Consider the following 21,995-nt stretch of genomic DNA (forward strand, 5'->3'; position numbering starts at 1 on the left):
TTATGGAAGAAAATAAGCATGGTACACTTTATTTGTATTTGATTAAGCAGGAGGTAATGTGGAATGGGAAAATTTGGAAAAAGTTTTTTATCGCAGGTAATATCTGACGGAATCAAAGGACCATTTGTCACGATCATGCTCAATACGCATGTCGGCCACCAGAATGTCGAAAAGGATCAAATCAAATTTAAGAACTTTGCCAAAGATGCGAAGCGCCGCTTTGAAAAGAAATACCCAGAACATTCTTGGGATCTTTTTCAAACGAAAATTGATGAACTGCTTGCAGATCAATCATTTTGGCGTAACAGTACAACGAGTGTGGCGGTGATTATCACACCAGAAGATGTACTGGTCCATCGGTTAAGTATTCGTGTGGATGATCAATATTATGTAGGGGAAACCCCGTATGTATTAGCTGTCATCAAAAACGCACAATTTAATTATCCATTTTATCTCTTAGCGTTGAATCGCGATTCAATGCAAGTCTATCAAGTTGAAAACAATCAAGTGCGTGAAGTCGAGTTGCCAGAAGAGGCACCGACAACGATCGAAAAAGCGCTGGGGGAAGAAATCACTGGCGGCGGCAACTTTAATTACAGTGCCCAAGGTGGCCCTAACTCAGGGGGAGAAGGCGTCGCTTATCACGGCTTTAGTGCCAAAGATGAAGAAGTCGAGATCGATCACGTCAACTACTACCAAGCAGTTGATGCATTTTTTAAGAATGATTTTTCAAACGAAGAGCATTTACCAATGTATCTTTTTGCTTTACCAGAAAATCAAACGCTGTTTAAAAAAGTGGCAAAAACGAACTTTTTCAAAGCAGAACCAAGCATTTCCTCTTCACCAGCATCGTTATCTTTGAAAGAGATCCAAACGTGTACGCAAAAGCTGATTGCGGAGTTGACACAAAAAGAAGTTGGGGAATACGGCAAGCTGTTGGATCGGAAATTTATTGACCAATTGGTTGATATCGTACCTGCAGCTAAAGAAGGCAGGATCGCCAATCTGTTTGTAGCGACTTCCAATCTCGCCGATGGGTTTGGAGAAGATCCTGACACGGAATACGATCGTCGCCAAGTGTTAAATACGCTGGCAATCGATGTTTTAGAAAATGGCGGCGAGGTATCTATTTTGGAACAAAAAGATGCCCCAGGAGAAAAAAGTTTGACTGCGATTTTGCGCTACTAAACGCAGTTGCGTCCTTCGTAAATAAATCGTTTACAAAAAAGAAAAGACTGTTGCAGATCTTTAGTGCAGCAGTCTTTTTGCGAATTATAAAAAAATAAAGGCGTTTTCATTTTTTTTGATTTTCTATTAGTCATAAAGAAGATAATGTGCTATAATACAAAGTGTAGTTTTTGTTACGGTAAATTATGGTAGCTTGTTTCATCTTAAACATCTTCCACATTTTCACCTTATACAAGTAATTGCAAAATATGTGTATAAACACAAGGAGGATTTTTATTATGGAAACAGGTACAGTTAAATGGTTTAACTCAGACAAAGGTTTTGGATTCATCACTGCAGAAAACGGTAACGATGTATTCGTTCATTTCTCAGCTATCCAAGGCGAAGGCTTCAAAACTTTAGAAGAAGGTCAAGCAGTGACTTTCGATATCGAAGACGGACAACGTGGCCCTCAAGCGACTAACGTTAACAAAGCGTAATTTGTGAATGCCTTTTAAGAGCAGCTTAGCTGCTCTTTTTTTTTGTGCGCGTGATATTTGCTTGCGGAGAAAGTAGTTGTTATACTCTTAGAAAAAAAGGAGGCAGACTGATGGGATTGAATGAATTTATTCTTGGATTGGCTAATTTAGAAAAAATCCAACGCGCACCTGGATTTTTTAAGTTTACCGAGCACAGCGTGGCCGCTCATTCGTTTCGAGTAACCATGATTGCCCAGACCTTAGCCGATATCGAAGAACAAGCAGGAAATCAAGTCAATTGGCAAATTCTTTATGAAAAAGCCTTGAACCATGATTACACGGAACGTTTCATCGGCGACATCAAAACGCCAGTCAAATATGCAAACAAAGAATTGCGGGCGATGTTATCAACCGTTGAAGAAAAAATGACCGATGCCTTCATCGAAGAAGAAATCCCCCAAAGCTTTCAAACGACGTATCGCAGACGCTTGGCGGATGGCAAAGACAACAGGCTTGAAGGACAACTTTTGGCAATTGCGGATAAGATCGATCTTTTGTATGAATCTTTTGAAGAGATCTCAAAAAGCAACCCCGACAAAGTGTTCAAAGAAATGTTTCGTGAAGCGGTTTTGACGGTCAAAGCGTTTCAGCATCGTCCATGTGTGACCTATTTCTTTGAAGCCATTTTTCCCGAGTTATTGAATGCAGATTTTTATGGCAAGACTGCTTTTCTAGAAGAAATCGCAGCTTTGGTGGAAAAATAAACAAAAAGAAAAAACGAAAAATCAAGAAATGATCCATCTCACAGGTTTTACTTGAAACAAGTGAGGGGATCAGGTTTGATTTTTCGTTTTTTTGTTGTATTAAAGCAAAGATTCCGCTCCATCAATATAGACTTCCGTTCCAGAAATATTGCCCGCAGCCTCTGAAGATAGAAAAAGCACAAGGTTGGCGACTTGTTCTGGCACGCCTGTTTCTTGTTTTAATGGTCGAGAACGATCTGGATATTTGACGGGGATCTCAACGCGAGCAACCTCTTCTTCAATTTCTGTGCTGGCATCGATATTCGTTGCGATCGCCCCAGGGCAGATAGCATTGACCCGAATATTATAACCAGAAAGTTCCAGCGCAGCCATTTTTGTAAAGGCGACTTGACCTGCCTTAGATGTACTGTAAGCAGTCGCACCAAAATTGCTGAAGATGCGGTTTCCATTGACCGAACTCGTAATGACAATGCTGCCGCCGTTTGCTTTCATAAATGGGATCGCCGCTTTGACGGTAATAAAAGTACTGCGTAAATTTGTGTTGATCGTCTGGTCCCACTCTGCCACCGTCAATTCTTCGATCGGTGTCCAAGTACCGTTGATGCCGGCATTGACGTGGAGCACATCGAGACCGCCTAGTTCTTCCACAAGTTCACTCATCGCTTCTTGCAGCTTCTCTGCTTCGGTGACGTCAACGGCACGATAGTGGGTTTGTGCGTCATAGTCAGCAAGAAACTCCTGCAGCTCCTCCTCGTTGCGATCAATCAAGCCAACAAGTGCGCCCTGCGCTAGAAATTGTTCTGCCACCGCTTTTCCAATCCCTGAAGCAGCCCCGGTTACAATCACTCGTTTGTTTTTGAAATCATTCATTTTTTTCGCCTCCTTATAGTAAATTATAAAAAAGATCCCTTTTTTTGTCGAAAAAAGCGATCAGGGACGAGTGACAAATTCCTTTAGCTGATAATTACGGATACTAGATAGTAAGGTTCTTCTTCCTGCGAACCCTCGTATCCGATGGGAAAACAGATGTAATCGCCATTGATTTTGTAGTATAATGCAGACAGTGTGCAAGGAGGAATACAATGAAACCCATATACGCTGTGGTGGATCTTGAAACAACAGGAACCGATTCGACGATTGATCGAATTATTCAATTTGGCTGTGTCTTAGTCCAAGATGGCAAGATCATCAATCGTTTTGCCGCAGATATCAACCCTGACCGCAGAATTTCTAAGCAAATTCAACGATTGACACACATCACAAACCAGCAAGTAAGCAAAGCGCCTTATTTCGAAGACATAGCTGACACGATCTACAACTTACTCAGCAATACGATTTTTGTGGCGCATAACATTTATTTTGACTATCATTTTTTAAGCAATGAATTTGTTCGTTGCGGTCTGCCGCCTTTATCGATTCCAGGGATCGATACGGTGGAATTGGCGCAAGTGTTTTTGCCGACAGAAAGCAGCTTTCGCTTAGGTGATCTGGCAGACAGCATCGGCTTTCGTCATGACAACCCACATCAAGCCGATAGTGATGCAGAAGTGACCGCAGCATTATTTTTATACATTGAAGCAATCATGCGACAGCTACCACGGACGACTCTTAAACAGATTGCGCTTTTAAGCGGTCAGATGGGGATGCAAACGAGTGAGTATATTCACGGAATTTTGAAAGAAAAAGGACAAGAGTTGGCGGAAGATTTCGAAGTGATCGACGGCGTCGTCCTGCGAAAAAAAACTGTTCCGCTTTTTGAAGCCACGCATTTTCAAGAAACGTATCCGAAAGTAAAAACGGAAAAAGAACAGCGCTTTGGCGAGCACTTGATCTATCGGAAACAACAAGCACGTTTGATGAATGCGGTGTATACGCATTACACCCAACCAGAGAAAAATTTGATTATTGAAGCAGAAACGGGGATGGGAAAAACCATCGGTTACTTGTTTCCAGCCGCTTATTTAGCGACGCCAGAAAATCCATTGATCGTTAGCACCTCATCGATTCTTTTACAAAATCAGATCATTAGCAAAGACATTCCATTGGTGAACCAAGTACTGCAGCAGCCTTTGCAAGCGGTCTTGGTCAAAAGCCATCGTCATTACATTGATTTGCAGCGCTTTAAAGCGACGCTGGATCAACCGGTAGAACAAAAGCAATACGCCCAATATCAGATGGGGATCTTAGTCTGGCTGACCAAAACAGAAACAGGTGACTTTGATGAATTGAATTTAGTTCGTCTTGATCATCCTTTATTTACCGACATTCGCCATCGCGGGGTCGACTTTTTAGCCAAAGATCAACCCTTCTATGAACAAGATTTTGTTCGACATTTATATCGGCGGATGGCGCAAAGCAATGTTTTGATCGTCAATCATGCCTTTTTAATGCAGGAAAACCGACGGGCGCAGCCACTGTTGCCAACGAGTGATTATTTGTTGATCGATGAAGCCCAACAGTTGCCGCAGCAAGCAGAAGGCTTTAGTCAACATGTCTTTGACTCTGCTCATTTCAAGCGGCAGTTTTTACAGCTGAATGAAGAAGGACTATTTGAAGAAATTGCCCAGATCATTACCGAGGACGATTTTTTGCAACGGATGTTCTCGTTGTATCGAAATGCATTGTCGGTTTTGGTCGAAACACAAGAACAGTATTTTCGCAGTTTGTCGATCGATGCGCCAGAGCTGCAAGTCGTGCACCATGACGACCTCTATGATGGCACGTTAGAACAAGACAAGCTGCATCAGAAATGGAGCCTTTACTATCAAGAAATCAATGAGATCCAACAACAGTTACGTCAGCGATTCGAGTTGACCAATGATCGGTGGTATGCAAGACAACGGATCGTGATTGCCCGTTTGTTTGATTTCTTTAGTCAAATGGACGCACAGGAACAAACAGTGACCGCGTGGTTGACTTGGTGGCATCCTCGTTACGTTCATTGGCTGAAAAAGCATCCCCAGTCAGGAAATGCTGTGATTGAGTTAGCTGATCTAGAAGGACATTCGATTGTGGAGAGCACCTGGTACCAACGCTATCAGCACATCATTTATCTAGGGGGGACATTGAAGATCCCAGGCAACAAAGAATATTTTGCCCATCAGATCGGCTTGACGGATGTGCCAGTCAAAACGATTCCTGCCTTTTATGATTACAGCAAGCAAACGCGACTGTATGTAATCAAAAAAGGTCTCTCGATCCAACAAGCATCAGCTGCCGAATACGCGGATTATTTAGTCGAAGCGTTGGTCCCGATTTTGTTTGACAATCCGCAACCAGCGCTTGTGTTGTTTACGGCACACGAGACTTTGAAAAATGTCTATGATCGATTGAATAAAAAAGCCCTGCATTATGGCAGAGAAATCGTTGCTCAAGGGACTGGCGGAACCCGTGAGAAAATCTTAAAGAAATTTTTATTAGCGGAAAATGGTATCTTATTAGGGACTAGCAGTTTTTGGGAAGGGGTCGATTTACCAGGACAGGCACTGAAGATCGCTGTGGTGACCCGATTGCCTTTTGAGAACCCTAAACAACCCATGGTCCAAGCACGGCACGCCTTTTTGGAAGCAGAAGGCATTGATTCTTTTAAAGAAGATGCCTTACCTAAAGCGATTTTACGGCTGCGCCAAGCGTTGGGGCGCTTGATCCGTTCCGAGGAGGATACCGGCGTGATGGTCGTCCTTGATCGACGCTTGCTATCGACAAAGTATGGCAAACGAATGGTCAAAGGCTTACCCAAAAACTTACCTCTGATTGAAGCAAGTCCAACCGAGATCGCCGAAGACATCCAACATTTTTTTGCGCAAGAGGAAAAAGCAGCAGCCGATTTTGAAAAATGAGTTAAACATCTGATATAATGAATTTTATTTAAGATTGGAGTACGAAGTGTGAAAACAAAAGACAAAGAACATCGGCGTGTGGTTATTTTGCTGAGTGCGATCACAGTCTTATTGGTCGTTATTCTCTTCGCTTCTATTTTCTATCTCCGTTCTTCTCGTCCAATGCGACAAGCAAGAAACGAAGCAATCGAAATAGCAGAAAGATACACCGATTTAGCAGAGGTCGAACAATTTTATTGGTTTACCCGTGAGGAAACCTCCTTTAGCATTGTTGGAAAGGATACGAATAACAATGAGATCGTTGTGATCATCCCAAAAAGCGGTGAGAAGGTTTCTGTTTTTAATCAAGCGGATGGGCTGACGGAAGCACAAGCTAAGGCATTTGTTCGCGACAATCATCAAGGTCAGGAAATCCAAAAGGCCGCATTGGGTATTTTTGAAGGCGAGCCAACTTGGGAAGTCATGACGAAAGATGGCGATGGTCGTTTGAACTATTATTTGATTGGTTTCAAAGATGGCGAAGAAATCAAAGCGATCACTGAACTATAGGAAGACGCTTATGATAGAATGAATTTTGGATCGTAGAAAGGATGATAAACATGGTACTTTCAAAAAGAGCAGAAAAATTGGAACCCTCCGCAACGTTAGCGGCATCTGCTAAGGCAAAAGCGTTAGCGGACCAAGGTGTAGACGTATTAAGTCTAACTGTCGGTGAACCCGACTTTATTACCCCGAAAAACATTCGCCAAGCAGCGATCGCAGCGATTGAGAGCGGCAAGGCTAGTTTTTACACAGCAACTGCGGGGATTCCTGAGTTAAAACAGGCGATTCTTGCTTATATGAAAGAGTTTTATGGTGCTGACTATGATTCAAACCAAGTGATCGTGACAGATGGCGCGAAGTTTGCCCTTTATACGCTGTTTCAAGCGCTCCTTGATGAAGAGGATGAAGTACTCATTCCAGTGCCTTATTGGGTCAGCTATGCGGAACAAGTCCGTTTAGCGCAAGGGACACCTGTGTTTGTTGAAGCCAAGCAAGAAGCCGATTTTAAAGTTTCTGTGGCTCAATTAGAAGCTGCTCGTACAGAGAAAACGAAAGCCATCATTTTAAACTCGCCTGCCAACCCTACAGGGGCGATTTACTCAAAAGAAGCGTTAACGGCAATCGGCAACTGGGCAGTGGAAAATAATATTTGGATCATTGCCGATGATATCTATGGTCGTTTGGTTTATAACGGCAATACCTTTACATCGATCGCAAGCTTATCAGAAGAGATCCGCAAACAAACCATCGTGATCAACGGCGTTTCTAAAACCTATTCTATGACTGGGTGGCGGATCGGATTTGCTGTCGGCGATGCAAAAATCATCAAAGCGATGATCGATATCGCTTCCCAAGCTACTAGCAACCCGCCGGCTGCTAGCCAATACGCAGCAGTTGAGGCACTGACTGGGAATCAAGAATCGATCGAAGTGATGCGTCAGGCCTTCGAAGAGCGCTTGAACAAACTATATCCGCTAATTGCCGCTATTCCTGGTTTTCAGGTGACGAAACCCCAAGGCGCGTTTTACTTGTTCCCAAATGTCAAAGAAGCCATGACGATGTGCGGCTATCAAACCATTGATGCCTTCGTAGAAGCATTACTGATGGAAGCCCACGTGGCAGTAGTGACTGGTGCTGGTTTTGGTACACCAGATTATTTACGGATCAGCTATGCAACTGATTGGGACACGTTAGCAGAAGCTACCAAACGAATCCATGATTTTGTTGAAAAGAAACGCCAAAAAGCTTAAAATGCTCTATGGTGCCTTTATTAATTAGATAGGAGAGAATCAAGTGGAATCTATTCAAATTTTAGATGCAAAAAAACACGTTGGCGAAACCGTTCAAATCGGAGCATGGGTTGCTAACAAACGTTCCAGCGGAAAGATCGCCTTCTTACAACTTCGCGACGGAACAGCGTATTTTCAAGGAATCGTTGTAAAAAGTGAAGTAGGGGAAGAAGTTTTCCAATTAGCAAAAAATTTAAATCAGGAAACTGCCGTACTGGTCACTGGGGAAATCAGAGAAGACAGCCGCTCAAAATTCGGCTATGAAATTGGTATTTCTGGTTTAGAAGTTGTTGGGGAAAGCCATGATTACCCAATCACACCAAAAGAACACGGAACAGATTTCTTGATGGACCATCGTCATTTATGGTTGCGTTCCTCAAAACAACACGCCATCATGCAAATCCGAAACGAAATCATCCGGGCAACGTATGAATTCTTCAACAAAAATGGCTTCATCAAAATCGATCCACCGATCCTAACCGGATCAGCACCAGAAGGAACGACTGATTTATTCGAAACCAACTATTTCGATCAAAAAGCATATCTATCTCAGTCCGGTCAATTGTACATGGAAGCTGCCGCTATGGCGTTTGGCAAAGTCTTTTCTTTTGGACCGACCTTCCGTGCCGAAAAATCAAAGACACGTCGTCACTTGATTGAATTTTGGATGATTGAACCAGAAATGGCCTTTATGCATCAAGAAGAAAGTTTAGAAGTCCAAGAGCAGTACGTGGCATTTTTAGTGCAAAATGTGCTCGATAACTGTGACTATGCACTAGATGTCTTAGGCCGTGACCGTGAAGTCTTGAAAAAATACACCAAATTACCATTCCCACGAATCTCTTACGATGATGCAGTGGCATTATTACAAAAGAACGGCTTTGCTGATATTCAATGGGGCGATGACTTTGGCTCACCACATGAGACCTTTATTGCCAATTCATTCGATCAGCCCGTCTTTATCTTAAACTATCCAAAAGCCATCAAACCCTTCTATATGAAGCCACATCCAACGAGAGAAGATGTCGTGATCTGTGCCGATATGATCGCACCAGAAGGCTATGGCGAGATCATAGGCGGTTCTGAACGTGCTATCGATCATGAATACCTGCTAGAACAAATCCGCGCCCACGGCTTGGACGAAAATGAATATTCATGGTATTTAGATCTACGCAAGTACGGCTCAGTTCCTCACACCGGCTTTGGTCTTGGATTAGAACGGACCGTTACCTGGTTATCAGGAATCGAGCACGTAAGAGAATCCATTCCGTTTCCACGGTTGTTGAATCGGATTTATCCTTAATTTAAAAAGATTTTGTGCGAAAGCGTAAACGATTCACTCATCACACCATCCCTTGCTAGAAAGTCTCTAGCGGGGCTGGTGTTTTTATCTGCTCTTGATGATGAGGGATTACTTCAGAAAAGAAGCAAGCAGCAATCCAACGGGCGGATGGGACTGAATAGAAGAAATCGCTTTGCTTGCTCGAGTGTGCTTTTTTTACGCGCGGGGATATGATATAATAACAAATTGACTAGTATCTCTCATTTTATAACATTAAGGACAATACACTATGGATAATAGAAAAACGAATAAAATAATCATCAGTATTGTGACACATAATAGTCGTGATATATTCAAAACATTGGATCATCTGGAGAAAGAGATAGGAGAGGATCCACGCTTTGAAGTGAAAATATTTGATAATAATTCGAAAGCAGAATACATTGCTAAAATGCAAGATTATCCATTTGTCACTGTCATCTCAGCCAATGAAAATCTTGGATTTGGTCATGGACACAATCAATTATTAATGAATGCAACGCAAGAATACGGATTTATTTGCAATCCTGATATTCTTGTCACGAAAGAATCAATTGAAGGATTATTAAAAAGAATTCAAGAGAATGAAGTAGCTGTCGTAGTTCCTCAGGTTTTGAACGAAGATGGCTCTATTCAGTATTTAGTAAGAAAACGATTAGCTGTATTCGATTATTTCTTGCGATTTATTCCGTTTCATTGGGTAAAAAAAGTATTTAAAAAAAGACTGTCTGCTTATGAGTGCCGTGACCTTCCACAAGATCAAACCAGTTATATCCGAATGGGCTCTGGTTGTTTTATGTTGGTAGAAATCGCTCGCTTTAAAGAAATCGGCGGCTTTGACGAACAGTTCTTTATGTATTTTGAAGACAATGATTTGTGTTTGAGATATGAAAAAGCGGGGTACCGCATTTTGTATACGCCCTTTGAAAAAGTCGTGCACTTATACGGCAAAGGAGCTCATAGAAGTGCAAAACTCTTTTTGGTGTTTATGCATTCGATGATGAAATTTTTTAATAAATGGGGTTGGAGGCTGTTTTGATGAACCGTTTATTTGTGACGATCGTAATGTATGAAAGAAGCTGGCAAGAAGCGTCGGCTTCACCGCTTTTGGAAAAAGCGGTGAAGAACCAGCAAATCCAATTGCTGGTTTATGATAACAGTCCACAAAGTCATGATGAGCCTTTTTTTCAGCATCCATTAGTGAGCTATTTCCATGATCCAGCCAATCCCGGCCTCTCCAAAGCATACAATAAAGGGTTTAAGTCTGCGTCTAGCGGCGATTTTGACTTGCTGCTTCTCTTGGATCAAGATACGGAACTGACAAAAGCCTACCTAAACTTTCTTATGACTGAGACGATCGGAACTGAAATAGGTGCTGTTGTGCCGCTGATTTACAGTGGCACAACACAGGTATCACCGGTCTTAGCTGATCGTTACATCAATCGAAATCTGGCATATCCTGCTATCGGTGAGCAAAAACAGCGGATTATGGCAATCAATTCCGGCACCGCAGTCACTCTCGCGGCTATAAAAAAAATCGGCGGATTCAATGATGCTTTTCCGCTGGATTTTTTAGATCATTGGCTTTTTCTTCGCTTACATCAAGAAGGCTTTCGGTTTTTGATCGCAAACCAAAAGCTGAATCATGATCTTTCAGTCATGCATTATAAAACGATGACTAGGGAAAGATATGAGCAGATTCTTACCAGTGAATCGAAATTCTATAGGGATTTCGATAAAGAAAAGAAAAAGGAACATGAAAAACAGCTTTTTTTTCGAACAATAAAACAAGCACTTTCACCCAAAATGTGCCGATTCAGCCGAAGAACATGGAAAGAATACTTGTCATTTAGGAAGGATCATTTATGATATCAGTATGTGTAGCCACTTATAACGGAGAAAAGTATCTTCAAGAACAGCTGGACAGCATTCTAATTCAACTTGCACCTGATGATGAGCTGATTATTTCGGATGACTTCTCTACTGACAAGACAAGAAATATCCTCGATTCTTATCGCGCAGATCCCCGAATCAAACTTTTGGAAGGACCGCAAAAAGGCATTATCAAGAATTTTGAACACGCAATTAAGCAGGCTTCAGGCGATCTGATTTTTTTGGCCGACCAAGACGATGTGTGGCTTCCCGATAAAGTTGCTGATACAAAAGCAAAATTTGATGAAAAAAAAGAGACACAGGTAGTCATTTCTGATTTGAGAATTGTCGATGAGCAGCTTGAAGTGATTGAACCCTCCTATTTTGCCTATCGGAATGTAAAAGTCGGATTTTTACGAAATGTGCTTAAAAATAAATACATCGGAGCAGGCATGGCTTTTCGAAGAGAGTTGAAGCCAGCTATTCTTCCGTTTCCGCAAGCAATTCCAATGCATGATATGTGGATCGGTGCAATGGCAGGCAACCGTATCGAACTTATTGATAAGCAGTTAACGTTGTATCGAAGACATGAAAAAAATGCCAGTGAAATCAAAACATCCGCTTCATTTGGCCAGCAATTCGTGTGGCGCTGGGGTTTAATAAGAAGCCTGTTCATGAGAAAGGTATTTGATAAATAAAAGTTACATTTTCATTTCAAAACTTTGAATTGAATGACAAAGCTTTCTAGAAATGAGATAATGCTGTGGTGAGAAATACAAGTAAATTATTTAAGGAGCGTAATGAATGAAAGGGATTATTTTAGCAGGCGGTTCAGGAACACGCCTTTATCCATTAACAAAAGCAACTTCTAAACAATTGATGCCTATTTATGACAAACCAATGATTTTTTACCCAATGTCTACATTGATGTTGGCGGGGATCAAAGAAATTTTAATTATTTCCACTCCTCAAGATACTCCTCGCTTTCAAGAGTTATTCGGCGATGGCAAAGACTTAGGACTGCAAATTGACTATGCAGTACAGCCAAGTCCTGACGGCCTCGCTCAAGCATTCATTATTGGGGAAAAGTTTATCGGCACTGATAGTGTTTGTTTAGTCTTAGGAGACAATATTTATTATGGCGGCGGTCTATCGAAAATGCTTCAACGAGCTGCTGCAAAAGAATCAGGTGCAACTGTTTTTGGCTATCATGTAAATGATCCTGAACGATTTGGTGTAGTGGAGTTTGATGACGATATGCACGCCTTGTCTATTGAAGAAAAACCTGAGAAGCCGAAATCAAATTATGCTGTAACAGGTCTGTATTTCTATGATAACGAAGTAGTCGAAATCGCCAAGAATATCAAACCGTCTGCGCGTGGAGAATTAGAAATTACCGATATCAATAAAGTTTATCTAGAAAAAAATAAACTTTCTGTTGAAGTCATGGGAAGAGGTTTCGCTTGGCTTGATACAGGAACACATGAAACATTGCTTGAGGCATCTACTTTTATTGAAACGATTGAAAAACGGCAAAACTTGAAAGTTGCGTGTTTGGAAGAAATATCATTCCGAATGGGCTATATCACAAGAGAGCAGTTGGTTGCTTTAGCTGAGCCATTGAAAAAAAATCAGTATGGTCAATATTTATTACGACTAGCTGCTGAATAAAGAGGAGACGCTTTGATGAAAGTTATAGAAACAAAATTGACAGATGTAAAATTAATAGAGATGGACGTTTACGGCGATCATCGAGGTTTTTTTACTGAAAGCTATTCAAAAGAAAAATTTTCAGCACAAGGAATTGACTTTGATTTTGTTCAAGATAACCACTCATTATCTGCTGAAGCAGGTGTGTTAAGAGGCCTGCATTTTCAAAAAGGTGAAGCAGCACAGACAAAATTGATTCGTGTGGTGACTGGTGCGGTACTTGATGTTATCGTAGATATTCGTAAAGGCAGCCCGACCTATGGAGAGTGGGAAGGGTACTTGTTAACCGAACACAACCATCGTCAGTTATTAGTACCTCGCGGATTTGCTCACGGGTTTATGACACTGACCCCAAATGTGAACTTCTTGTATAAGTGTGACAACTATTATAATGCTGAAGCTGATGGCGGCATTGCATTTGATGATCCCGATTTGGCAATTACTTGGCCTATAGATGTGAAAAAAGCGATTCTATCAGAAAAAGATAAAAAACATCCAACACTGAAAGAATTTGAAATAGAAAATACATTTGTCTATGGTGAAGTATAAGGAGTGAAAGTGATGAAAAAAATTATTGTAACTGGTGGAGCAGGATTTATCGGCTCTAACTTTGTTCATTATGTGATCAATAATCATCCTGATGTTTTTGTAACAGTTTTAGATAAGCTGACCTATGCGGGAAATAAGAACAATCTTAATGGTCTTCCAAAGAATCGCTTCGAATTAGTTGTCGGCGACATTGCTGATCAGGAGCTGGTAGATAGATTGGTTCAGGATACAGACGCTGTCGTTCATTATGCTGCAGAATCTCATAATGACAACTCGTTGAAAGATCCTTTTCCGTTTGTTCAAACCAACATTATTGGAACGTATACGCTGATAGAAGCATGCCGAAAGTATAATGTAAGATACCATCATGTTTCAACCGATGAAGTATATGGCGATCTTCCTTTGAGAGAAGATCTTCCGGGACATGGCGAAGGAGCGGGAGAAAAATTCACGGACAAAACGCCGTATAACCCATCAAGTCCTTACTCTTCAACAAAAGCTGGTTCCGATCTTTTGGTAAAAGCTTGGGTGCGCTCATTCGGTCTCCAAGCGACGATCTCCAATTGTTCTAATAATTATGGACCTTATCAACACATTGAGAAATTTATTCCTCGACAAATTACCAATATTTTGAGCGGCATCAAGCCGAAATTGTACGGTGACGGGAAAAATGTCCGTGACTGGATTCATACAAATGATCATTCATCAGCTGTGTGGACGATTTTAACAAAGGGACAAATGGGTGAAACGTATCTCATCGGTGCCGATGGTGAAGAGGATAATAAAGCAGTAATTGAACTGATTTTAGAACTAATGGATCAGCCCAAAGACGCGTATGAGCACGTAAATGATCGACCAGGTCATGATTTACGCTATGCAATTGATTCGACAAAATTGAAAGAAGAATTGGGCTGGCAACCGGAATTCACCAATTTCCGAGATGGCTTAGCCGATACGATTGAGTGGTATCGCAACAACGAAGAATGGTGGAAGACAGAAAAAGAAGCGGTAGAAAAAAATTATGCTACGAATGGACAATAATTAAAAGCAGGGAAACCTGCTTTTTTTGAAGGGATGAGAAATATGATTTTACTGACAGGCGGAAATGGGCAGCTGGGCACGGAGCTGCGACATCTATTAGATGAAAAAGGATTAAACTATGTCTCAACGGATGCTCAGGAAATGGATATTACGGACGAACAAGCAACTCTTGCGTTTATTCAAGAATTAAAACCGACCGTTATTTATCATTGTGCTGCATACACAGCAGTAGATAAGGCGGAAGATGAAGGCAAGGAACTTGATGAGAAAATCAATGTCAACGGGACGGAAAACGTGGCGAAAGCGGCGAAAGCGGTAGGAGCAAAGTTTGTTTACATCAGTACTGATTATGTGTTCGATGGAACGAAAAAAGAGGGGGTCTACAAAGAAACAGATAAGCCGAATCCTCAAAATGAATACGGTCGTACAAAATTGTTGGGTGAACAAGCAGTGAAAGATCTTTTAGATGAATACTTCATTATCCGAACTTCATGGGTTTTTGGTAAATATGGACATAATTTTGTATATACAATGAAACGTTTAGCGCAAACGCACCCGCGCTTAACCGTCGTCGATGATCAATATGGCCGTCCAACATGGACCCGAACATTAGCTGAATTTATGGTCTATATTATCGAAAACAATGCAGACTATGGGATCTACCATCTATCAAATGACAATAGCTGTTCATGGTACGAATTTGCCAAAGAAATTCTGAAAGAAACGGATGTTGAGGTTGCACCTGTCACTTCAGCAGAATATCCGCAAAAAGCAAAACGACCACAATACTCGGTGTTGGATCTTACAAAAGCAAAGAATACCGGTTTTGTTATTCCTACTTGGGAAGAAGCATTGGCTGATATGACTGCATCTTTAGAGAAAGAAGAAAACTAGAAAAAGAGGGATCATGATGAAAGTTTCCGTTTTTGGTTTAGGTTATGTAGGATTAGCAAACGCTTTGTTATTGGCGCAAAAAGAAGAAGTACTTGCTTATGATATTGTGGATGAAAAAATCGATCAATTGCAAAAGAAAATCTCACCTCTTGAAGACAAAGAAATTCACCAATTTTTGGAGCGGACAGACTTGTCTGTTCATTTCACCAAAGCTTTTGATGAAGCTGTTGACTTTGGGGATGTATTAATTATTGCGACGCCTACAGATTACGATGAGCATAAAAACTATTTTGATACGTCGACTGTAGAATCGGTGATTGAAAAAGCGCTGGAGTTGCGTCCAGATGCTGTGTTTATTATTAAATCAACAGTTCCTGTAGGGTATACATTAGATCTTAAAGCACGTTTTAACACAGAGAACATTTTATTTTCACCTGAATTTTTGCGTGAGGGAAAAGCTTTATACGACAATTTGCATCCTTCGAGAATTGTTGTTGGAGAATGCAGTGAGCGAGCGAAAGAGATCGCCGAGATGTTCAAGCGAAATGCATGGGAAAATGAAATTCCCGTGCTTTTAACAAATCCGACTGAAGCTGAAGCAATAAAACTGTTTTCTAACACGTATCTGGCGCTGCGCGTGGCATATTTCAACGAATTAGATACCTATGCGGAAGTGAGGGGACTTGATTCACGACAAATCATTGAAGGCGTCGGGCTGGATCCTAGAATCGGCTCCCACTACAACAATCCGTCTTTTGGATACGGTGGCTACTGTCTGCCCAAAGATACCAAGCAGCTCCTAGCTAACTATGATAAGGTTCCGAATAATATCATTCAAGCGATCGTCGAAGCAAATACGACCCGCAAAGATTTCATCGCGGAGCAGATCCTTGATCGACAACCGAAAGTTGTGGGCATCTATCGATTGACTATGAAAGCTCATTCTGATAATTTCCGCTATTCTTCCATTCAAGGAATTATGAAGCGGATCAAAGCCCATGGAATCAACGTAGTAGTATACGAGCCTTCTTTAAAAGAGAAATCCTTCTATAACTCTGAAGTTATTGATGACTTTGAGACGTTTAAAAAGATCTCTGATGTTATTGTAGCAAATCGTATGGAAGATGTACTGCATGACGTAGAAGACAAAGTATACACAAGAGATTTGTTTGAAAGAGACTAAAAACTTTGAGAAAAAGGAGGCCAAATTTCGTTCGTTGAATGCGGCTTTCTTTTTTTCGTTTAATCTGTCAATGAAACATTAATTTTTTTTCTCAATTTTTGAAATGATCTGGTAAAGGTTGAGAAAGAGGGGAATGTCGAGTATACTTTTTAAGGATAGCTTTAAAAAGTTTTACCGTAAAAAAGATTAGTGGAACCTTAAAGGAGAAAATGATGTTCGAGCGTAAAAATAGAATTTTATTGAAAGAATTAGTAAAAACCGATTTTAAACTAAGATATCAAGGAAGTATTATGGGCTATGTTTGGTCTGTTTTAAAGCCCTTGATGCTGTTTACTGTCATGTATGTGGTCTTTGTACGTTTTCTTAAATTTGGACAAGATGTTCCTCACTTTGAAGTGGCGTTACTTTTGGGAACCGTTCTATGGAGCTTTTTTAGCGAAACGACAAATTTAGGTATGTCATCAATCGTCACACGAGGCGATCTGCTTAGAAAACTAAGCTTTCCTACACATATCATTGTTGTTGCTGTATCGATCAACGCCTTAATCAATCTAGTAATCAGCCTTGTGATCGTTCTTTTATTTGCGATGATCAATGGAGCGGATATTTCAATCTATGCTTTTTTAGCACCGCTGCTTCTGATTGAACTCTATGCCTTTTCATTGGGCGTGTCTTTTATTTTGGCAACAATCTATGTTAGGTTTCGAGACATTGGACCGATCTGGGAGGTTGTCCTTCAAGCGGGTTTTTACCTTACACCGTTAATTTACCCATTGACACTTGTAATGAATATGGACGTGAACATTGCCAAACTTTTGATGATGAATCCAATGGCTCAAATTATTCAAGATATGCGGCATATCTTAACAAGTACAAGTAATATTACGGTATGGCAATTAATAAATACGAATTGGATCGTCGCAATTCCATATGTTTTGCCATGGATCGTATTAGTTGCCGGCTACATGATTTTTAATAAAAATTCGAAAAAATTTGCGGAGATTATTTAATATGAATAATGAAATAGCAGTGAAAGTTGATCATATAGGAAAATCGTTTCGTCTTCCTACAGAAAGTACAACGAGTTTAAAAAGAACGATCGTTAATTATTTTAAAGGAATCAAAGGATACAATGAGCAAAAAGTCCTAAGAGATATTTCTTTTGAAGTGAATAAAGGAGATTTCTTTGGAATTGTCGGAAGAAATGGGAGTGGAAAATCAACCTTATTAAAAATTATCTCCCAAATTTATACACCTGAAAAAGGGTCTGTAGAAGTGAACGGAAAATTGGTTTCTTTCATCGAGTTAGGCGTTGGATTCAATCCAGAATTAACTGGGAGAGAGAATGTCTATTTGAATGGCGCTATGCTTGGTTTTTCCGAAAAAGAAGTGGATGGAATGTATTCCGATATCGTTGAGTTTGCGGAATTAACTGAATTTATGAATCAAAAATTAAAGAATTATTCAAGCGGTATGCAGGTTCGGCTTGCGTTTTCTGTAGCGATTCAAGCGAAAAGCGATATTTTAGTCTTAGATGAAGTATTGGCTGTCGGGGATGAAGCGTTCCAAAGAAAATGCAATGACTATTTCATGAAGGCCAAAGATGAGAACAAGACCATTATCCTCGTGACTCACTCAATGGAATCTGTTCGTAAATACTGTAATAAAGCACTGATGATCGATAAAGGGGAAGTAAAAATCATCGGGACCCCAGATGATGTAGCAAATCAATATTCTTTAGACAATGTTACACAGACGGGGACCTCCACCGTTATTGAAAAAACAGACGATATCGATGTAAAGAAAGAAGAAGAGAACGATTACATTAAAGACTTCAAAGTACGGTTGCTATCAGATGAACTAATAGAGAAAGATCAAAAAAGAATAGCGTTTGAAGTTTCGTATGAAGTTTTAGAGGAAATGAAAACATATATAGCTTTTTCTTTAACGGATATTGATCGAAATATTTGGGTATATAATGACAATTCATTAGATCATATGACCACAGGCTTAGGGAAAAAAACTTTGCGTTATACATGTAATTTGAACGAAATGAATGGTTGCAAACTTCGGTTAGGTGTTTCAGTCAGAAATGAATCAGACCAACCATTCGCGTTCTCTGATAAGGAGAATTCACCTATAATAATTATTTCTCCAAAAAAAGAAATGTCTAAAAGCGAGAGAATTTCTTCTAGCGGATTAGTTAGACGAAATGGATCTTGGGAAGAAATCGAAATATAGTCTGGTAATGAGGTGGGCAAAACTTTATGGGGTTAGTATCTGTTATTGTGACATGTTACAATCACGAAAAATATATTGAACAATGTTTAAAAAGTGTACTTTCTCAAACGTACCCTGAGATTGAACTGCTTGTTATAAATGATGGTTCAACTGATAAATCAGAAGAAATAATTCTTAAAACTCTTGAACTTTCTAACACAAAATATGAGTATATTTATCAAGAGAACAGTGGTGTTTGCGTAACAAGAAACCGTGGGTTAGATTGGATAAAGGGCAAATATGTTCTTTTTATTGACAGTGATAACTATCTCGATCCTGAGTTTATTGAAAAATTAGTTTCTTTGGCTGAAAGCGAAGAGGTCGATATAGTATATACCGACTTAATCAATGCTTCATCAAAAGAACTTTTCATGAAAGCCAGACCGTTCGAGCTTCAAGCCTATCTAACAAATAATTTTATTGATAATTGTTCACTAATACGAGCATCCATCATTAAAGATGTTCGTTATGACTTGAATTTAAACCGAAAAAAATTAGTTGATTATGATTTTATCATGAATTTAATTTTAGTTAATAAAGCAAAACCAAAAAAATGTGAAGAAGCTAAGCTGAATTATCGAGTACTAGCAAATTCGATTTCTAGGACCGGAGAGCATTCTTCTGATAAATTTTATTATGAAGTTTATTTTTATATATTAAGAAAACATATTGAAGACTATCCCAATGAAATTCTTAATGCAGTTTCACACAATACTATGATATTGGAAAATAGATTAAGCAATCTCACAAAACATTTGACTGAGTTAACAGAACATGTAAAGAATCAAGATCACGAAATTATCGTGAAAAACGATGAAAAAAAACTTTTAGAATTGGATAAGCAAAATCTGCTTGTTGAAAGAAAAAAGTTGGGTGAACATTTCTCTTATGAAATTGAAAAATATGAAAAAGAACAATATACAATGAAACAAATTATTGCAACTTTGGAAAATGAGAAAAATGAAATTCGAAATTCAAATTCATATAAATTAGGGAATCTTTTCATCAAGCCGATACATTATGGATATCGCTTTATTAAAAATCCAGCTCTTGCTTTAAAAGTGTGGAGTAAATTAAAAGAGAACACAAGAAAATACTCAACAAAAGTTGTAAAACCCTCTACACTCCTGATGAGGGTTAAAAGGAGTGTAGAGAGAAAGAATAATAACTATGTTGCTCCATCAAGAATTTTGATTTTTGTTATTTATGAAGACAAAGAGAAATTACAAGAATATAAACTTCTTTTCTTGAAAGCATTTAAAGCTCTATGTACAGATCTCTTAATTATAGTAAATGGTGATTTACCAAGCTCGGATATTGAGCAGTTGGAACAATTAGGCCGTGTAGAAACCAGAGAAAATAAAGGATACGATACGGCAGCATTTAGACATGGAATTTTGTTTTTGGGTAAAGAGAAGCTTTTGGAATATGATGAGTTACTGTTAGTAAATGATACCAACATTGGACCTGTTGGTGAATTATCATCTATTTTTAAAAAAATGGCAGATAAAAAACTGGATTTTTGGGGTTTGACTTATGGAGAAGAATATAACGATTTTACTAATTTAAACAAATACGGCTATATTCCTAAACACTTACAGTCTTACTTCTTAGTAATAGAAAAGACATTGCTTTCTTATTCAGGGTTTTATTCTTATTGGGAAAAAATGAATGATACAAATTCAAGAGATAAAGCAATTGGTATGCACGAAACGGTATTCACAAAGCATTTTTCAGATTTAGGATTTAAGCATGGTGCGCTAACAGAAAAAAACGAGGATAGTGCAATGTATATCCATCCTCTTGAGATGCTTAAAGAGGGTATACCAGTAATCAAATATACTGCATTATCAAACTATACAAATGAGAAATTTATTTGGCAAGGCTTGAATAGGCAAACAGAAATCCCTAGTTTGGTAAAATATATAGAAGAAAAGACAGATTATCCTGTTAAAATCATCAAAGAGATCATAGAGGATATAAAGGAGAAAGATTCACAAAAGTATGTATTGATTATTGATGGTGTTGAAAATGTTATTCCACAACTGACAAAATATCGTGTTGAAAATAAAATTGAACAATTAAAAAATTTGAATTTTAGAGTGAAGTCTGTGGGACTTTCTGAGCTGAAAATTAGCGATGCAGAAAGAGCGAGCCATATTATAATTTATAGAGCGCCATATAATGAGATGCTGGTCAATTTGATTCAAGTGGCCAAAGAATTTAATAAGCCAGTTTTATATGATATTGATGATTTAGTGATTGATACGAAATACACTGACCAGCTTTCGTATGTTAAAGGATTATCTAAAATAGAGAAGCAAAATTATGATGCTGGCGTGACTAACTATGGAAAAATGCTAGTTCTATGTGATATTGCAATAGCTTCCACAGAAGATTTGAAAAAAGAGCTAAAAAAGTATAATACTAAAGTGTTGTTAAACCGTAACTTAGGCAGTGAGGAATTAATAAAGCTAAGCAATAATGCAGAAAAACTTAGTGATGCATCATGTGTTCATATTGGGTATTTTTCTGGATCAATTACTCATAACGAAAATTTTGAATTAATTATGCCGGCAATATTGAAAATTTTAGCTTCCTTTAATAACGTGAAATTACATTTAGCGGGTCATATCGATATTCCGAATGAGTTAAAAGAATATAGTGAACAAATTGTGATCCATCCATTTGTTGACTGGAGATTGCTGCCGCAACTTGTTAAAAATGTAGATATAAATCTTGCGCCGCTTGTCGACACTATATTTAACAGGGCAAAATCTGAAATTAAGTGGTTAGAAGCTGGGTTATTAAAAATTCCAACAATTGCCAGTAACATTGGATCATTCAAGGACATGATAATTGAAGGTGAAACTGGCATTTTAGTTGATTCATCTGAAGATTGGTTTGAAAAACTAGAGCTGCTTGTAACGAATGGAGAGTTGCGCAAAAAAATTGGACGTAACGCGTATAATTATGTTGTTAACAATTGTACGACAATTCAACATAGCGATGAATTGACAGATTTTTTATCTGAAGAGGCAAAAAATAAAATAAACGATTAAAT

At 39.2% G+C, this 21,995-nt stretch carries 19 protein-coding genes; 18 read left to right on the forward strand and 1 reads right to left on the reverse strand.

Annotated elements, in window-relative coordinates; translation table 11 throughout:
* The first annotated feature begins 63 nt into the window (after positions 1-63).
* From P0G38_RS05985 to P0G38_RS05995, 3 genes are all read left to right on the forward strand, one after another.
* Positions 64-1,188: a baeRF6 domain-containing protein gene (locus P0G38_RS05985; RefSeq protein ID WP_005229492.1), complete on the forward strand. Its 1,125-nt coding sequence runs from the start codon at positions 64-66 to the stop codon at positions 1,186-1,188.
* A 278-nt stretch (positions 1,189-1,466) separates the two neighbouring features.
* Complete coding sequence (locus P0G38_RS05990; protein WP_003126918.1) at positions 1,467-1,667, forward strand: cold-shock protein; 201 nt, start codon at positions 1,467-1,469, stop codon at positions 1,665-1,667.
* A gap of 110 nt (positions 1,668-1,777) precedes the next feature.
* Positions 1,778-2,410: a YfbR-like 5'-deoxynucleotidase gene (locus P0G38_RS05995; RefSeq protein ID WP_074536758.1), complete on the forward strand. Its 633-nt coding sequence runs from the start codon at positions 1,778-1,780 to the stop codon at positions 2,408-2,410.
* Between the two features lie 99 nt (positions 2,411-2,509).
* Here P0G38_RS05995 and P0G38_RS06000 read toward each other — a convergent pair whose 3' ends face one another.
* On the reverse strand, positions 2,510-3,280 hold the full coding sequence (locus P0G38_RS06000; protein ID WP_275854451.1) for an SDR family oxidoreductase: 771 nt from the start codon (positions 3,278-3,280) through the stop codon (positions 2,510-2,512).
* Between the two features lie 212 nt (positions 3,281-3,492).
* Between P0G38_RS06000 and P0G38_RS06005 the strand changes: the two genes are divergently transcribed.
* The 15 genes from P0G38_RS06005 to P0G38_RS06075 all read left to right on the forward strand — a co-directional run bounded on the left by P0G38_RS06005 (position 3,493) and on the right by P0G38_RS06075 (position 21,993).
* Positions 3,493-6,249, forward strand: a complete 2,757-nt coding sequence (locus P0G38_RS06005; protein ID WP_275854454.1) for a helicase C-terminal domain-containing protein — start codon at positions 3,493-3,495, stop codon at positions 6,247-6,249.
* 48 nt (positions 6,250-6,297) lie between these two features.
* Positions 6,298-6,798 (forward strand): cell wall elongation regulator TseB-like domain-containing protein, encoded by a 501-nt coding sequence (locus P0G38_RS06010; RefSeq protein WP_010749344.1) that lies wholly within the window; start codon positions 6,298-6,300, stop codon positions 6,796-6,798.
* Positions 6,799-6,848: 50 nt separating this feature from the next.
* Positions 6,849-8,042, forward strand: a complete 1,194-nt coding sequence (locus P0G38_RS06015) for a pyridoxal phosphate-dependent aminotransferase (RefSeq protein WP_005229502.1) — start codon at positions 6,849-6,851, stop codon at positions 8,040-8,042.
* Positions 8,043-8,085: 43 nt separating this feature from the next.
* Positions 8,086-9,384 (forward strand): asparagine--tRNA ligase, encoded by a 1,299-nt coding sequence (gene asnS / locus P0G38_RS06020; RefSeq protein WP_194194066.1) that lies wholly within the window; start codon positions 8,086-8,088, stop codon positions 9,382-9,384.
* A 268-nt stretch (positions 9,385-9,652) separates the two neighbouring features.
* Positions 9,653-10,441: a glycosyltransferase family 2 protein gene (locus tag P0G38_RS06025; RefSeq protein WP_151195671.1), complete on the forward strand. Its 789-nt coding sequence runs from the start codon at positions 9,653-9,655 to the stop codon at positions 10,439-10,441.
* Complete coding sequence (locus tag P0G38_RS06030; protein ID WP_121260932.1) at positions 10,441-11,271, forward strand: glycosyltransferase; 831 nt, start codon at positions 10,441-10,443, stop codon at positions 11,269-11,271. The genes P0G38_RS06025 and P0G38_RS06030 overlap by 1 nt, the downstream gene beginning before the upstream one ends.
* Complete coding sequence (locus tag P0G38_RS06035) at positions 11,268-11,972, forward strand: glycosyltransferase family 2 protein (protein WP_086295564.1); 705 nt, start codon at positions 11,268-11,270, stop codon at positions 11,970-11,972. The genes P0G38_RS06030 and P0G38_RS06035 overlap by 4 nt, the downstream gene beginning before the upstream one ends.
* A 106-nt stretch (positions 11,973-12,078) precedes the next feature.
* Positions 12,079-12,945: a glucose-1-phosphate thymidylyltransferase RfbA gene (gene rfbA / locus P0G38_RS06040; RefSeq protein ID WP_060792921.1), complete on the forward strand. Its 867-nt coding sequence runs from the start codon at positions 12,079-12,081 to the stop codon at positions 12,943-12,945.
* 15 nt (positions 12,946-12,960) lie between these two features.
* Positions 12,961-13,533 (forward strand): dTDP-4-dehydrorhamnose 3,5-epimerase, encoded by a 573-nt coding sequence (gene rfbC / locus P0G38_RS06045; protein WP_060792922.1) that lies wholly within the window; start codon positions 12,961-12,963, stop codon positions 13,531-13,533.
* A gap of 12 nt (positions 13,534-13,545) precedes the next feature.
* The gene (gene rfbB / locus P0G38_RS06050; RefSeq protein WP_275854468.1) at positions 13,546-14,574 is read left to right on the forward strand and encodes a dTDP-glucose 4,6-dehydratase; all 1,029 of its coding nucleotides are present in this window, start codon (positions 13,546-13,548) and stop codon (positions 14,572-14,574) included.
* Positions 14,575-14,616: 42 nt separating this feature from the next.
* Complete coding sequence (rfbD, locus tag P0G38_RS06055) at positions 14,617-15,468, forward strand: dTDP-4-dehydrorhamnose reductase (protein ID WP_121260935.1); 852 nt, start codon at positions 14,617-14,619, stop codon at positions 15,466-15,468.
* 16 nt (positions 15,469-15,484) lie between these two features.
* A complete protein-coding gene (locus tag P0G38_RS06060) occupies positions 15,485-16,651 on the forward strand; it encodes a nucleotide sugar dehydrogenase (RefSeq protein ID WP_060792925.1) in 1,167 nt (388 codons plus the stop codon).
* Positions 16,652-16,860: 209 nt separating this feature from the next.
* Positions 16,861-17,661, forward strand: coding sequence for an ABC transporter permease (locus tag P0G38_RS06065; RefSeq protein WP_151195675.1), 801 nt, complete (start codon positions 16,861-16,863; stop codon positions 17,659-17,661).
* Between the two features lies 1 nt (position 17,662).
* A complete protein-coding gene (locus P0G38_RS06070) occupies positions 17,663-18,892 on the forward strand; it encodes an ABC transporter ATP-binding protein (protein ID WP_010749353.1) in 1,230 nt (409 codons plus the stop codon).
* A gap of 26 nt (positions 18,893-18,918) precedes the next feature.
* Positions 18,919-21,993 (forward strand): rhamnan synthesis F family protein, encoded by a 3,075-nt coding sequence (locus P0G38_RS06075; RefSeq protein ID WP_275854477.1) that lies wholly within the window; start codon positions 18,919-18,921, stop codon positions 21,991-21,993.
* Positions 21,994-21,995: the final 2 nt, after the last annotated feature.

Origin of the sequence: Enterococcus casseliflavus (genome assembly GCF_029215545.1) — a bacterium.
In the GTDB taxonomy this organism is placed as follows: domain Bacteria; phylum Bacillota; class Bacilli; order Lactobacillales; family Enterococcaceae; genus Enterococcus_D; species Enterococcus_D casseliflavus.

Coding starts and splice junctions, on each gene's coding strand:
- P0G38_RS06015 (WP_005229502.1), top strand. CDS start 6,849: ATGGTACTTTCAAAAAGAGCAGAAAAATTGGAACCCTCCGCAACGTTA.
- P0G38_RS06060 (WP_060792925.1), top strand. CDS start 15,485: ATGAAAGTTTCCGTTTTTGGTTTAGGTTATGTAGGATTAGCAAACGCT.
- P0G38_RS06000 (WP_275854451.1), bottom strand. CDS start 3,280: ATGAATGATTTCAAAAACAAACGAGTGATTGTAACCGGGGCTGCTTCA.
- rfbC (WP_060792922.1), top strand. CDS start 12,961: ATGAAAGTTATAGAAACAAAATTGACAGATGTAAAATTAATAGAGATG.
- P0G38_RS06075 (WP_275854477.1), top strand. CDS start 18,919: ATGGGGTTAGTATCTGTTATTGTGACATGTTACAATCACGAAAAATAT.
- P0G38_RS06065 (WP_151195675.1), top strand. CDS start 16,861: ATGATGTTCGAGCGTAAAAATAGAATTTTATTGAAAGAATTAGTAAAA.
- P0G38_RS06070 (WP_010749353.1), top strand. CDS start 17,663: ATGAATAATGAAATAGCAGTGAAAGTTGATCATATAGGAAAATCGTTT.
- P0G38_RS06005 (WP_275854454.1), top strand. CDS start 3,493: ATGAAACCCATATACGCTGTGGTGGATCTTGAAACAACAGGAACCGAT.
- P0G38_RS06035 (WP_086295564.1), top strand. CDS start 11,268: ATGATATCAGTATGTGTAGCCACTTATAACGGAGAAAAGTATCTTCAA.
- P0G38_RS05990 (WP_003126918.1), top strand. CDS start 1,467: ATGGAAACAGGTACAGTTAAATGGTTTAACTCAGACAAAGGTTTTGGA.
- rfbD (WP_121260935.1), top strand. CDS start 14,617: ATGATTTTACTGACAGGCGGAAATGGGCAGCTGGGCACGGAGCTGCGA.
- rfbB (WP_275854468.1), top strand. CDS start 13,546: ATGAAAAAAATTATTGTAACTGGTGGAGCAGGATTTATCGGCTCTAAC.
- P0G38_RS06025 (WP_151195671.1), top strand. CDS start 9,653: ATGGATAATAGAAAAACGAATAAAATAATCATCAGTATTGTGACACAT.
- P0G38_RS06030 (WP_121260932.1), top strand. CDS start 10,441: ATGAACCGTTTATTTGTGACGATCGTAATGTATGAAAGAAGCTGGCAA.
- P0G38_RS05995 (WP_074536758.1), top strand. CDS start 1,778: ATGGGATTGAATGAATTTATTCTTGGATTGGCTAATTTAGAAAAAATC.
- P0G38_RS05985 (WP_005229492.1), top strand. CDS start 64: ATGGGAAAATTTGGAAAAAGTTTTTTATCGCAGGTAATATCTGACGGA.
- rfbA (WP_060792921.1), top strand. CDS start 12,079: ATGAAAGGGATTATTTTAGCAGGCGGTTCAGGAACACGCCTTTATCCA.